The 13,476-nt window shown below is 73.4% G+C and carries 11 protein-coding genes; 2 read left to right on the top strand and 9 right to left on the bottom strand.

All coding sequences use genetic code 11. The features are described from left to right. Positions 1-57 precede the first annotated feature (57 nt). Together galK and galT are read right to left on the bottom strand one after the other, a co-directional pair. Complete coding sequence (galK, locus tag AC3ANN_RS16085; protein WP_488338391.1) at positions 58-1,290, bottom strand: galactokinase; 1,233 nt, start codon at positions 1,288-1,290, stop codon at positions 58-60. Then, positions 1,287-2,492, bottom strand: a complete 1,206-nt coding sequence (gene galT, locus AC3ANN_RS16080; RefSeq protein WP_488338390.1) for a galactose-1-phosphate uridylyltransferase — start codon at positions 2,490-2,492, stop codon at positions 1,287-1,289. The genes galK and galT overlap by 4 nt, the downstream gene beginning before the upstream one ends. A 184-nt stretch (positions 2,493-2,676) precedes the next feature. Here galT and AC3ANN_RS16075 point away from each other — a divergent pair, with 184 nt between their 5' ends. Further along, entirely contained in the window at positions 2,677-3,678 is a 1,002-nt protein-coding gene (locus AC3ANN_RS16075; protein ID WP_488340849.1) for a LacI family DNA-binding transcriptional regulator, read from the top strand. Positions 3,679-3,719: 41 nt separating this feature from the next. Here the strand turns inward: AC3ANN_RS16075 and galE are convergent, their stop codons facing one another. Together galE and AC3ANN_RS16065 are read right to left on the bottom strand one after the other, a co-directional pair. Next, a complete protein-coding gene (gene galE, locus AC3ANN_RS16070; protein ID WP_488338389.1) occupies positions 3,720-4,700 on the bottom strand; it encodes a UDP-glucose 4-epimerase GalE in 981 nt (326 codons plus the stop codon). Between the two features lie 382 nt (positions 4,701-5,082). Next, the gene (locus AC3ANN_RS16065; protein ID WP_488338388.1) at positions 5,083-5,772 is read right to left on the bottom strand and encodes a ThuA domain-containing protein; all 690 of its coding nucleotides are present in this window, start codon (positions 5,770-5,772) and stop codon (positions 5,083-5,085) included. Positions 5,773-5,858: 86 nt separating this feature from the next. Here AC3ANN_RS16065 and AC3ANN_RS16060 point away from each other — a divergent pair, with 86 nt between their 5' ends. After that, positions 5,859-6,983 (top strand): glycerate kinase, encoded by a 1,125-nt coding sequence (locus AC3ANN_RS16060; protein ID WP_488338387.1) that lies wholly within the window; start codon positions 5,859-5,861, stop codon positions 6,981-6,983. Positions 6,984-7,229: 246 nt separating this feature from the next. On the opposite strand, the gene AC3ANN_RS16055 is transcribed toward AC3ANN_RS16060, so the two are convergent. The 5 genes from AC3ANN_RS16055 to AC3ANN_RS16035 form a co-directional block, all read right to left on the bottom strand. Then, positions 7,230-8,690, bottom strand: a complete 1,461-nt coding sequence (locus tag AC3ANN_RS16055) for an aldehyde dehydrogenase (NADP(+)) (protein ID WP_488338386.1) — start codon at positions 8,688-8,690, stop codon at positions 7,230-7,232. Positions 8,691-8,792: 102 nt separating this feature from the next. Beyond that, a complete protein-coding gene (locus tag AC3ANN_RS16050) occupies positions 8,793-9,926 on the bottom strand; it encodes a mandelate racemase/muconate lactonizing enzyme family protein (protein WP_488338385.1) in 1,134 nt (377 codons plus the stop codon). Next, positions 9,923-10,822 (bottom strand): 5-dehydro-4-deoxyglucarate dehydratase, encoded by a 900-nt coding sequence (locus AC3ANN_RS16045; RefSeq protein ID WP_488338384.1) that lies wholly within the window; start codon positions 10,820-10,822, stop codon positions 9,923-9,925. The genes AC3ANN_RS16050 and AC3ANN_RS16045 overlap by 4 nt, the downstream gene beginning before the upstream one ends. Beyond that, a complete protein-coding gene (locus AC3ANN_RS16040; RefSeq protein WP_488338383.1) occupies positions 10,819-11,763 on the bottom strand; it encodes an NAD-dependent epimerase/dehydratase family protein in 945 nt (314 codons plus the stop codon). Before AC3ANN_RS16040 ends, AC3ANN_RS16045 begins: the two co-directional genes overlap by 4 nt. Then, positions 11,760-13,118 carry a Gfo/Idh/MocA family protein gene (locus tag AC3ANN_RS16035; protein ID WP_488338382.1) on the bottom strand — a complete coding sequence of 453 codons (1,359 nt, stop codon included), beginning with the start codon at positions 13,116-13,118 and terminating at the stop codon, positions 11,760-11,762. The genes AC3ANN_RS16040 and AC3ANN_RS16035 overlap by 4 nt, the downstream gene beginning before the upstream one ends. Positions 13,119-13,476: the final 358 nt, after the last annotated feature.

Raw genomic sequence — 13,476 nt, 5'->3', positions numbered from 1 at the left:
AGGCATCCGTCGCCGCCAGTGTCTTGCGCCCTGCCTGCTCGAGCGTTCACTCGCCGTTCAGGCGTCGCGGGCGGCTCCGGCGGACGGCGTGACGGTGAAGATCGTGGGGACGGTGAAGCCGGATGCCTCGAACGCGGCGTTCGCGGCATCCGTCACGGCCTGCACGCGGTCGCGGGCGACCAGTGCGATCGCCGCGCCGCCGAAGCCCCCGCCGGTCATGCGCGCGCCCACGGCACCCGCAGCGAGTGCCGCCTCGACGGCCGTGTCGAGCTCGGGCACCGAGATCTCGAAGTCGTCGCGCATCGACGCGTGCGAGGCGACGAGGAGGTCGCCGATCGCGGTCGGGCCCTGCTCGCGGAGCGTGCGGACGGTGTCGAGCACGCGCTGGTTCTCGGTGACGACGTGCCGCACGCGGCGGAGAGTGACGTCGTCGACGAGCTCGGCGAGCCGCGGCAGATCGTCGGGGGTCACATCGCGCAGCGCCGGTACGCCGAGCGCCGCCGCACCGCGCTCGCACGCCGCACGCCTCTCGCCGTAGCCGCCGGTCGCGTGCGAGTGCTTGACGCCGGTGTCGATCACGACGAGCTCGAGGCCGGCATCCGCGAATCCGAGGTCGACGACCTGCGCCTCGAGCGAGCGGCAGTCGAGGAAAATCGCCGAGTCGGCGCGTCCGAGGAGCGCCGCCATCTGGTCCATGATGCCGGTGGGCGCGCCGACGGCGTCGTTCTCGGCTCGGCGCCCGACCTGCGCCAGGGCCACTCGGTCGAGGTTGAGGTCCCACGTCTCGGCAAGGGCGACGGCGGTGGCTCCCTCGATCGCCGCAGACGACGAGAGACCGGCGCCGACCGGGACGTCGGAGGCGAACGCGAGGTCGACGCCGGCGACGGTGGCAGGGCTGGTTCCGGATGATCTCGATACGCCCGCAGAGCGAGCACTCGATCCGGCGGCCGCGAGCAGCGCCCACGCGACGCCGAGGGGGTAGCGCGACCACTCGGGGAGCTCGTCGCGGCGGGCGGGGAAGAGGGCGTCGAGCTCATCGAGCGACACCTCGACGGCTTCGGCATCGAACGTCGAGGCGACGCGGATGCGCCCGTCGTCACGGCGGCCGAGCGCGACGTGCGTGCGGTGCTGGATCGCGAACGGCAGCACGAACCCGTCGTTGTAGTCGGTGTGCTCGCCGATGAGGTTGACGCGGCCGGGCGCCGACCACGTGCCGGCGGCCTCGGCGCCGAAACGCTCGGCGAGCAGGGCGCGGGCGGCGTCCGCGGTGGCGGTGTCGGTCGTGGTCACAGGGTCTCCTCGGGGATCGACGCGACGGCCTCGCGGAGGCGCGCGGCGGCGGACTCGGGCGGGATGTCGCCGATCCAGGCGCCCATCGCGGCCTCGGATCCGGCCAGGAACTTGAGCTTGTCGGCGGCGCGACGCGGCGAGGTCAGCTGCAGATGCAGGCGGACGGTGTCGCGGCCCCGGTGGACCGGCGCCTGATGCCACGCCGCGATGTACGGGGTGGGCGTCTCGTACAGCGCGTCGACACCCCGGAGCAGACGCAGGTAGAGCGTCGCGAGCTCGTCGCGCTCGGCATCCGTCGTGCCGGCGAAGTCGGCGACGTGCCGGTGCGGCAGCAGGTGGATCTCGATCGGCCACCGCGCCGCGAACGGAACGAAGGCGGTCCAGTGCTCGCCCGCGAGGATGACGCGCTCGCCGGCGCGCTCGAACTCGAGGATCCGCGCGAACAGGTCGGGTCCTTCACGGTCGATCGACGCGAGCAGGGTCGCGGTGCGCGGCGTGACATAGGGGTATGCGTAGATCTGCCCGTGCGGGTGGGGGAGGGTGACGCCGATCGCCTCGCCGCGGTTCTCGAACGGGAAGACCTGCTCGACGCCGGGGAGTGCCGACAGCGCCGCGGTGCGATCGGCCCACGCCTCGATCACGGTGCGTGCCCTGGTCGGAGTGAGGGATCCGAACGACCCCTCGTGCTCGGGGCTGAAGCACACCACCTCGCACCGGCCGACGCTCGTGCGCGTGCGGCCCAGCCCGGGGGAGTCGAGGTCGTCGAGTCCATGGGGCGGGTCGGTGGCGATGAGGGCTTCGTCGAGGATGCCCGCGGGCGCGTCGCCGTGGGCGAGCGCGAGGGCGGGGCCGAAGGACGGCGACTTGTTCTCGAACACGGCGACGTCGTAGCGCGACGGCACCTCCGACGGGTTGGTCGGGGTCTGGGGTGCGAGCGGATCGAGCTCGGCGGGCGGGAGGAACGCGCGGTTCTGCCGCGCCGCGGCGATCGAGACCCAGTCGCCGGTCAGCACGTCGCGGCGCATCGTCGCGGTCGCCGGACGCGGAGCGAGGTCGCGGGCGTCGACGGCCCGCTCGGCCCCGAGGGTGGTGCCGGGATCGTCGTAGTAGATCAGCTCGCGGCCGTCGGCGAGGTGCGTCGGGCGCTTGACGACGCCGGCGCCGAGGGTGACGGCGTCCGTCCCGTTTTCAGGCGTGTTCACGTCAACACGGTAACAGGAGCGGTGTGTTATCGTCAACATCACCGGATTCTCCTGGGTTGTACGCGCAGACAGGCGGAGGAGGGGCATGGGACTGAGCTTCGAAGACCTCACCGGCGTCGCCGACGCCGCGACGGCACGTGCATCACGCGGGCGGCGCGAGCCCGACGCGACCAGGCGCGTCTCGATGGCCGATGTCGCAGCGCGCGCGGGAGTGTCGGGGCAGACCGTGTCGCGTGTGGTCAACGCGAGCCCGCGCGTCGACCCCGAGACCCGTGGTCGCGTCGAGGCCGCTATGGCCGAGCTCGGGTACCGTCCTCACCGCGCAGCCCGAGCCCTGCGCACCGGCCGCACCCAGACCATCGGGCTCGTGGTGTCGACGCTCGCCTCGGTCGGCAACTCCCGCATGCTGCAGGCGGTGGCGGATGCCGCGGCCGACCGCGGCTACGCGCTCACGGTGGTGACGCTCGCGGCAGACGGAGACGTCGCAGGAGCGTTCGAGCGGCTCGCCGAGCAGGGGGTCGACGGCGCGATCGTGCTGAACGAGGCGACCCAGCGCGTGCGGGGCGCCGCCGCCCTCGGCTGGGCGATCGGGGCGGGACTGCGGCTCGTGGTGGTCGACGCGCCGCCAGATGAGCGACTCGGCGCAGAGCAGCGGTTCAGCACCCTGGGCACCGACCACGCCGGCGGAGCGGCGCTCGCCACGCGGCACCTGCTCGAGCTCGGCCACCGGACCGTGCACCACCTCGCCGGCCCCGAGGGCTCCTTCGCGGCGGCCGAGCGCGAGCGCGGCTGGCGCGAGGCGCTCGCCGCCGCGGGCGTCGAGCCGCCACCCGTCGTGCGCGGGGACTGGACCTCCGCGTCGGGGTATGCCGCGACATCCGCTCTCGGCACCGGCCAGGCGACGGCGCTGTTCGTGGCGAACGATCAGATGGCGCTCGGAGCGCTGCGCGCGCTCGCCGAGGCGGGCCGTGACGTGCCGCACGACGTGAGCGTGGTCGGGTTCGACGACGTGGCGGATGCCGCGGACTACCGTCCGCCGCTCACCACCGTGCACCAGGACTTCGACACGCTCGGAACCCGCGCCGTCACCGTGCTCGTCGACGGCATCGAGGCCGACGCCGGCGCGACCTTCGAGACCGTGTCGACCCGGCTCGTGCTGCGCGCGAGCACCGCTCCCGCCCGCTGAGATCGCTCCGTAGTCCGTCCCCGTCTGGCCTCTATCCGGCGTCAGGCGCCGGCGGCGCGGCGGGCCTCCCAGCCCGAGCGGACCATCTCGTCGACGGAGTGGCGGTTCGCCCAGCCGAGGTCGCGGGCCGCGAGCTCGCCGGTCGCGACGATGCGGTCGGGGTCGCCGGCGCGGCGCGGTCCGATCTCGGGCGTGAAGTCGATCCCGGTGACGCGGGCCATCGCGTCCATGATCTCGCGCACGCTCAGCCCGTTCTGCGAGCCCAGGTTGTACGCCGGCTCGACCGGTTCGCCCGCCGCGAGCCGTGTCGCCGCGACGACGTGGGCGGCTGCGATGTCGGCGACGTGCACGTAGTCGCGCACGTTGGTGCCGTCCGGGGTGTCGTAGTCGTCGCCGTTGATGCGGGGCGCCCGGCCTTCGAGGAGTGCCTCGAACACGAGCGGGAACAGGTTGTGCGGGCTGGTGTCGTAGATGCTCGGGTCGCCGGAGCCGACGACGTTGAAGTACCGCAGCGACGTGTGCCGCAGCGGGTGGGCCGAGTCGGCGGTCGCGATCGCCTGGTCGCGCAGCAGCCACTCGCCGATGAGCTTCGACTCGCCGTAGGGCGACGCCGGGCGCTTGGGAAGGTCCTCGGTGACCAGCGGCACGTCGGGCGTGCCGTACACCGCGGCCGACGACGAGAACACGATGTTCGCCACCTCAGCCGCCTCCATGGCCTCGAGCAGCACACGCGTGCCCTCGACGTTCTGGGCGTAGGTGTGCAGGGGCCGGCGCACCGAGACTCCGGCGTACTTGTAGCCGGCGACGTGGATGACGCCCTCGACGTCGTGCTCGCGAAGCGTGCGCTCGACGAGCTCGCGGTCGAGGATCGAGCCCTGCACGAACGCCACACCCTCGGGCACGAACGAGGCGTGCCCGCTCGACAGGTCGTCGAGCACGACGGGCGAGAGTCCCGCGTCGGCGAGAGCGCGGACGATGTGGGCGCCGATGTAGCCGGCGCCTCCGGTCACGAGCCAGGTCATGTCACTCCGGGGGTCGGGGTCGCCGAGCGGCGCCGCGTTCCATTCTGCCCGGTCGGCGGGCGGGCCCCGTTTCGGCGGGCGACGGATGCCGCAGCCGGCGCCGCCGGCCTCGTCAGGCCCTTTGCTGCCTCGCGCGGTCGTTCCCTGCTCGTGCCGCAGCATCTTTCGACCGCGCGTGCAGATTCGGGCAGCGCAACCGCGTGTCACCCTCTTGCCGCGGCCGGATCCGCCCCGCTGCTGGAGTCGGGTGACCCGCCCAGCCCAGCGCCCGCACGTAAGAGTGGAAACAGAATCGGAGGTTCGTGCCGCCACGCCGGCCGCGGCATCCGTTGCGCGGCGTGTCGGCGGAAAGCTCTGATTCTGTGCACCGGGGGTCGCCGGTTCAGGCCCGTGCGGCCCATCGCGCGGCTCGCTGCAGCAGGCCGACGAGCTCGGGGGTGTCGTACGCGCGCTCGTCGTGGCCCAACGACGAGACGACTGCTCGAGTCGGCTTCTCGCGCACCCAGATCGCGGGGTGCGCGGTGCCGTCGACGTCGTGCTCGGCGAGCACGCGCGCCCCGTCGTCGACGGCGAGATCGCTGTAGCGCTCGTCCACCACGTCGAAGCCGGCGAGCCGGGCGGTCACCGGGTGGTCGCCGTCGACGACCCGCACGTGCGCGTCGGCGATCGGCGGATGCCACGAGCGGCCCGGCACCCACTCGCCGCCGATCGCCTCGCGCCACACCGGGTGGTCGCGGAGCGTCGAGAGCGCCGCGTGCACCGCGATGATGCCGATGCCACGGTCGATCGCCGACCGCAGTCCGGCATCCGCCGCAGGGTCCGTGCGCGGCTCGAGCTCGGTGTCGCCGTGGCGCCACGGATCGCCGGCGTTCACCACCAGGAGTTCGATGCCGTCGAGGTGCGCCAGCGCGTGGTCGACGTCGTCGTCGACCGTAACGTCCCAGCCGTCGTCACGCAGCGCCGCGGCGATGCGAGCCGACGTCGCGGGGAACGGATGCCACGGATCGGCGTACCGACCCGCGCCCGTGGCGATGACGGCGCGCGGTGCGGGATGGGCGTCGACTCGGTGCATGGTTACGATGATCGCAGGGACAACGCTTTCCCGCTATTGCGGCGGGACGCGCAATCGGCCATCCTGCCAGCGAGGAGAATCAGGGCATGCCCGGCACCGTCGTGATCGCCCCCGATTCGTTCAAGGGCACGATCGCTGCCACGGCTGCCGCGGAGGCCCTCGCTGCGGGATGGCGGCGCGAGCGGCCGGCCGACCGGGTGCGGCTCATGCCCATGGCCGACGGCGGTGAAGGCACCGTCGACGCCTTCGCGGCAGCCGTGCCCGGCGCGCGCCGGGTGCCGGTGACGGTGACCGGTCCGGAGGGGACGCGGGTCGAGGCATCCTGGGTCCTGCTTCCGCCGACCGGCGACGCGCCGGACGGAACCGGCGTCGTCGAGCTCGCGAACACGAGCGGCATCGAGATGCTCGGCGCGCCGCCGCGGCTGCGCCCGTTCGACGCGCACACGCGGGGCTTCGGAGAAGCCATCGCGGCCGCGCTCGCCCATGGCGTCTCGCGACTCGTGGTCGGCATCGGATCGAGCTCGTCGACCGACGGCGGCGTGGGCATGCTGACGGCGCTGGGCGCGCGATTCACGGATGCCTCGGGCTCGCCGATCGCCGGCGGCGCGCGCGGGCTCGCCACGGTGGCGGCGTCCGATCTATCGGGGCTCGCTCCGCTGCCGCCGCGCGGCGTGACCGTGCTCAGCGACGTGACGAATCCGCTGCTCGGCCCGCGCGGCTCAGCCGCGGTCTTCGGACCGCAGAAGGGCGCCACCCCCGACGACCTCGTGGTGCTCGACGCAGGACTCGCCCGGTTCGCGGCGTTGCTCGACGCGGATCCGGATGCCGCGGGCGCGGGTGCCGCCGGAGGCACCGGGTTCGGCCTGCTGGCGTGGGGCGCCCGGCTCGTGCCGGGGTCGGCGGCGGTGGCGGAGCTCGTCGGGCTCGACGAGGCGGTGGCCGCGGCGACCGCCGTCGTGACGGGCGAGGGCTCGTACGACGGACAGTCCGCCGCGGGCAAGGTTCCGGCACACGTCGGGGCGGTCGCGGCGGCTGCGGGCGTGCCGGTGGCCCTCGTCGCAGGCCGCGTGGCGACGGATGCCGACACCTCGGGCTTCGCCGCGACGGTCTCGCTCACCGAGCTCGCGGGCTCGAGCGACGCCGCGATGGCGGAGCCGGCGCACTGGCTCACCGAAGCCGGAGCCGCTCTCGCCCGGGGCCTCACCGACTGACAGCCGCCGGTCTCGCCCCGGTCAGCGCGGAGCGCGGATCAGGCGCGGAGCCGGTCCGTCGAGCCGCACCACGGCGATCTGGTGGAACGGTGCCCCCCGCCGGTGCGAAAACACCGATCGGTGACGCCGACACGCCGGCTGTCGGCATCCGTCGCCGGGGTGTCGTCGTCGCGGACTGGTGTTCTCGCAAGAGGTCCTGACGAAGAGCGGCGATCCTGCGGCGGGACCGCTCAGGTCGAGACCGACTCAGGGCACCCGCAGCACTCCATTGCGACGGTGCGGCAGCGCTGCGAGCGTCGCGTCGCGCAGCACCGGGGGAAGCAGCGCCTCGGGGGCGTCCTGGAACACGATCGGGCGCAGGAAGCGCCGGATCGCGGTCGCGCCCACCGAGGTGTGCAGCGAGGTCGTCGCGGGCCACGGTCCGCCGTGCTGCTGCGACCACGTCACCGCGACCCCGGTCGGCCAGCCGGCGAACAGCACGCGGCCCGCCTTGCGCTCGAGCACCGCGAGCACGGCGGCGACGTCGTCGCCCGGCTCGGAGTGCAGCGTTCCGGTGAGCGATCCGGGCACGGCGTGCAGCGCCGTGAGCAGTTCGGCCTCGGACGAGTAGCGGACGAGGAGGGTGACCGGGCCGAAGCACTCCTCGAGGAGCGTCTCTGGGCGCGCGGCGACGGCCGCGGCATCCGTCGCCAGCACCACCGGCTGCGCGGCGCCGGACTCGGCCGGCAGGCCGTGGGCCACGACCGACACCGACGGGTCGGACTCGAGGTGCTCGACGCCCGCAGGGAATGCCGAGGTGATGCGGTCGGTGAGCAGCGGTCCGCCCGCGGCGCCCGTCGCGAAACCGGCGACGAGCTCCTCGAAGCCCGCGCCGGCCGGCACGAACACCACGCCCGGCTTGGTGCAGAACTGTCCCACGCCGAGCGTGAACGAGCCGACGAGCCCCTGCGCCAGCGCCTCTCCGCGCGCCGCGACGGCGGCCGGTGTGAGCACGACCGGATTGACCGAGCCGAGCTCGCCGTAGAACGGGATCGGGTCGGGGCGCCCCGACGCGAGGTCGAACAGGGCGCGGCCGCCGCCGAGCGAGCCGGTGAAGCCGGCCGCCTGGATGACCGGGTGCTGCACCAGGGCGTTCCCGGCCTCCCGCCCTTCGACAAGCGCGAGCGACCCCTCGGGTGCCCCCGCCGCGGTCAGGGCCGCGCTCACGATCGCGGCCGTGCGCTCCGACAGGCGCGGGTGCCCGGAGTGGGCCTTGACGATCACGGGATTGCCGGCCGCGAGGGCGGACGCGGTGTCGCCGCCGGCGACCGAGAACGCGAACGGGAAGTTCGAGGCCGAGAACACCGCGACCGGCCCGACGCCGACCAGCATGCGCCGCAGCTCGGGGCGCGGCGGGGTGGCGGACGCGTCGGCGTCGTCGATCGTGAGCTCGAGGTACGAGCCCTCCTCGACGACGGACGCGAACAGCCGCAGCTGTCCGGTGGTGCGTCCGACCTCGCCCCGCAGACGCGTCTCGCCGAGCCGCGTCTCCTCGTCGGCGATTGCGACGAGCTCGTCGATGCGGGCGTCGAGCGCGTCGGCGGCCGCGCGCAGCCACGCGGCGCGGGTCGCGGCATCCGTCGCCCGCCAGATCGGGGCGGCAGCCGCGGCCGCCGTCGCGAGCGCGTCGAGCTGTTCGGGGGTGGTGGTCGTCGTCATTCGACTCATCCTCACGTTGGTTGCACTGTCAGGGCGCGAGACTTCACTCGTGTCACCGTTTCGGGCTTGCTCGTGTGCATAGGTGAAGTTTCGCGCGGTAGCGGGCGGGTGTTACAAGAAGCGGATGCCGAGGCCGGCGTGCGGCACCTCGGTCAGGGTTCCGTCGGCGATGCGCACGGGTGAGGGGTCCAGCAGCGCGCCGAGCTGGGCGAAGCCGGCGTCCTCGACGTCCTCGGCCATCGGCTCGGGAATGCCGGGCACCGAGCGCAGGCACAGGGCGAGCTGGCCCGACAGCTCGGGCAGCAGGTGCGGGTGGAGCGCGGCGCCGTGCTCGGCCGCGATCGCCGCGATGCCGAGGAACGGCGTGATGCCGCCGACGCGTACGACGTTGGGCTGCACGATCTGCGCGGCGCCGGTGCGCAGGAAGTCGTCGAACCGGAAGACGTTGTGCAGGTTCTCGCCGACCGCGATCGGGATGCCGCTCGACGCCGCGAGGCGCTTCGAGAGCTCGATGTGGCCGTAGAGGTCGTCGGCGCGCAGCGGCTCTTCGATCCACGCGGGCGAGACCTGCGCGAGGACGTCGAGCGCGCGAGTGGCGCGATCGAGCTCCCAGCGCTGGTTCGCGTCGATCATGAGCGCGCGATCGGGTCCGAGCACGTCGCGCACCGCGCGCAGGCGGTCGAGGTCTTCCGCGACGTCGGGCTTACCGACCTTGACCTTCACGGCGTCGAAACCGGCGTCGACCCACCGCCGCACCTGCGCGACGAGCTCGTCGATCGAGTAGTGCAGGTTCACGCCCGAGCCATAGGCACGCACGCGCTCGCGCTGCGCCCCGAGGAAGCCGGTGAGCGACGTGCCGGCGGCGCGGGTCGCGGCATCCCACAGCGCGAGGTCGAGTCCCGCCATCGCGATCGTCGTGACGCCCCCGCCCCCGGCCTCGTGCAGGTGCTGCCACAGGGCGCGCCAGCGGGCGCCGGGCTCGGCATCCTGTCCCACCGCGAACGCCGCGATGTCGTTCACGAGCAGCGCATGCACCGCCTCGGCGCCGATCTGCGGTGTCCAGGAGAAGCCCCAGCCCGCCGCGCCGTCGGAGCGCATCACGTGCGTCGCGATCACGCCGACCGAGGTGACATCCGCTGCCCACGGCCGCGACAGCGGCACGCGCACTAGCCGCGCGTCGAACGACGCGACGGTGACGCAGTCGGCGCCCGGCGCCGTGGCCGTGCTCGCGATCGGCGATGTCACAGCAGCGCCCGTCCCGCCTCGAGGATCGCCGCGAGCCGCTCCTCCTGCTCGGGCGTCGGGTCGACCAGCGGCGCACGCACGGAGCCGACGGGGAGGCCGCCGAGGCGCAGGCCCGTCTTGATGAGGGACACGCCGAAGCCGGGGGTCTCGTCGCGCAGGCTCACCAGCGGCGAGTAGAACCCGTCGAGCAGCTCGGCGCGACGCGCCTCGTCGCCGTCGACGTACGCGCGGTAGTACGCGTTCGCGACCTCGGGGATCATCGCGAACGCCGCCGACGAGTACAGCGGGATGCCGATGCCGCGGTACGCGCCCTGCGTGAGCTCGGCGGTGAGCAGGCCGTTGAAGAAAGCGAAGTCGTCGCGCCCCTCGGAGCGCACGGCGCGCACGATCTGCTGCGCGAGACCGACGTCTCCGACGCCGTCCTTGAACCCGACGACCTTCGGGTTGCGAGCGAGGCGGCGCACCGAGTCGACCGAGTACTGGGCGTTCGCCCGGTGATAGATGACGACGGGAAGATCGGATGCCGCAGCCACCACCTCGACGTACGCGACGAGCCCCTGCTGCGGGCCGCCGACGAGGTACGGCGGGAGCACGAGCAGAGCGTCGGCTCCGGCATCCGCCGCCGCCCGTGCGAGCGCGGTCGCGTGGCCGAGCGGGCCGCCCGTGCCGGCGACGACCGGCACGCGTCCGGAGACCGTCTCGGTCGCGACCCGCACGACCCGTGCGACCTCGTCGGTCGAGAGCGCGTGGAACTCGCCCGTGCCGCACGCGGGGAACACGCCTCCGGGCGCGTGCTCGAGGGTCCTGCCGATGTGCGTGCGCAGCAGGTCGTCGTCGATCCGGCCGTCGGAGTCGAACGGGGTGACGGGGAAGAAGAGGATGCCGTCGAAGTTCACGCCAGCACGTCCTTTCGGGCGGGGTCGGAAGGGGATGACTGCTCGGACTCGCCGAGTTCGCCGCGCCACGTGTGCGCGGGTCGCCAGCCGAGCATGCGGCGCGCCTTGGCGTTCGAGAACGCCGGCGCGGTGCCGGTCAGACCGGCGGCCAGCTCGTCCGAGCCGGGGACGAACCGCGGCAGCAGCTCGGCGAGCGGCTCGCGCGCGAGCGCGTCGTCGGCGCCGACGAAGAACACCTCGGCGTTCGGGATGTCAGGGAGCGCGTCGAGCAGCGTGTCGACGAACGTGGCGACGTCGCGCGCGTCGACGTAGTTGAACAGCGCCGGGGCCGACAGGGCCGGGTCATCGAGCCGCTCGCGCACGGTGTGGCCCTGCTGGGTCGGGGCACCCGCCCACTCCTCGGGTGCGATGACGTAGCACGGGCGGAACGCCGCGAACCGCGTCGCGTCGCCGGTCTGCCGTGCGAGCATCGCGATGGTCTGCTCCGCGAGGTGCTTCGACAGGCCGTAGGCGTGCCACGGCCGGGGCGGCGTGTCTTCGTCGAGTGGAAAGCGGTCGGGCAGCCAGCCCGTCGGCGCGCCGTAGCCGAGCACCGTCGGGCTCGACGCCGTCACGAGCTTCGGGATCCCCGCCGCGACCCCCGCCGAAAGCGTGTTGAGCGCGAGCGTCGCGTTGGTGCGGAGGAGGACGTCCTCGGGCGCGCTGAACGGCACCGCCAGAGCCGCAAGGTGCACCAGCGCATCGGCCCGGGCGTCGGCGACGGCGCGGGACGCGGCATCCGGATCGGTCAGCTCTACCACGACCTGCTCGACACCGGGCAGCTCGAGCGCATCGGCTCGCGTGCGGTCGAGCGAGATCAGCTCGTGCCCGGCGGCGGCGAGCCCCGCGACGAGGCTGCGGCCGAGCCGGCCCGCGCCGCCGGTGACGATGATGCGGCTCACGATCGGGCCGCCCCGGTGGTCGTGGCGTCGGCGGCGAGGAAGCGGATGCCGAGGTCGGCGACCTGCACCGGAAGCCCGGTCTCGAGCGACCGGTTGCCGGCGATGCCGACCGCGATCGAGCGGACGCCGTCGCGCCAGTCCGCGGGGCGCGCGAGCGGGTCGTCTCCGGGGCCCTCGAACACGTCCGCGAGCAGCAGTGCATCGCCGCCACCGTGCCCGCCCTCGCCTGCGGCGACGATCGGCACCTCGTACGCGGCCTCCCAATGCCGCTGCACGATGAGCCGCTCTCCCTCGGGACGCAGCGACTGCGTGGTGCCGGCGTGGACGGCGGAGGGATCGAGCACCGGATGAAGGCCTTCGTCGGCGAGCACCGCACCCCGCTCGACGACCTCGAGCTCGGCGCGGCCGAGGGTGCCGTTGACCGCGACCCGGTAGCCTTCCCACGGCGAGTGGGCGTTGAGCGAGTAGCTGAGCGTCGCGCCGGACGCGTAGTCGACGACGAGCGCCAGGTTGTCTTCGATCGTGATGCCGTCGCCGAACACGTCGCGGTCGCGCAGGTAGCCGTCGTGCTGCTCGGCCTCGAGGTACAGGGCCTTCAGTCGCTCGTCCTGCCGCAGATCGAGCTCGAAGGCGTCGGCTCCGTCGTGCGTGCCGCGTTCGGGACGATTCCGGATGCCTCGTCCCGCCGCGTTCTCGGCGCCGTAGAAGCGCAGCCCGCCGGAGGCGAACACCCGGCGCGGCGCCGATCGGATCCACCAGTTGACGAGGTCGAAGTGGTGGCTCGCCTTGTGGACGAGAAGCCCGCCGGAGTGCTCCTTCTCGCGGTGCCAGCGGCGGAAGTAGTCGGCGCCGTGCTTCGTGTCGAGCACCCACGAGAAGTCGACCGAGGTCACCTCGCCGATCGTGCCATCCTGGATCACCTGGCGCAGCGTGGAGTTCCGGGGCGAGTAGCGGTAGTTGAAGGTGATGACGACCTCGCGGCCGGTGCGGTCGATGGCGTCCTCGATGGCCGCGGCGGACGGCCCGTCGATCGTGAGCGGCTTCTCGACCACGACGTCGGCTCCGGCATCCGTCGCCCGCACGATGAGCGGGGCGTGCAGGTCGTCGCGCGCGCAGATGACGACGCGATGGACGCGCTCGCCGCGGATCATCTTCTCGAGGTCGTCGGGGCCGTAGACCGCGGGCGCGGGATGACCGGCGGCGACCACACGGTCGACGTAGTACTGAGCGCGGGCGGGGTTCGGCTCGCAGATGGCGACGAGCACCGCGTCGTCGGCGTACCGGCCCGTGATCGCGTCGACATACATCTGGGCGCGGTGGCCCGCCCCGACGAGGGCGTACCGGCGGTGGCTCATCTCACTCCTTCAGGAAACGTTTTCTGAGACTACCACGCGACGCGTTCTTCGGCGCGTGCCGCGTCCGCGCGGGTTCGCCGGGAGCGGGGTGTTGGTTCGGGTGGCGCGACACGCGGAATGGTGTCGGGGATGCCGCGTGTCGTGACACTTGAATGCGCGTGCGGCTTCGGAGGAGGGCGCGGGGTGTTGGTTCGGGTGGCGCGACACGCGGAGTCGTGTCGGGGATGCCGCGTGTCCTGACACTTGAATGCGCGTGCGCGGCTCCGGCGGGCGCGGGGTGCTGGTTCGGGTGGCGCAACACGCGGGGTCGTGTCGGGGATGCCGCGTGTCCTGACACCTGAAGACACGCGGCCGCGGG

It is taken from the genome of Microbacterium sp. STRO-2N, from assembly GCF_057747775.1.
This window is presented reverse-complemented; position numbering and strand designations above follow the sequence as displayed.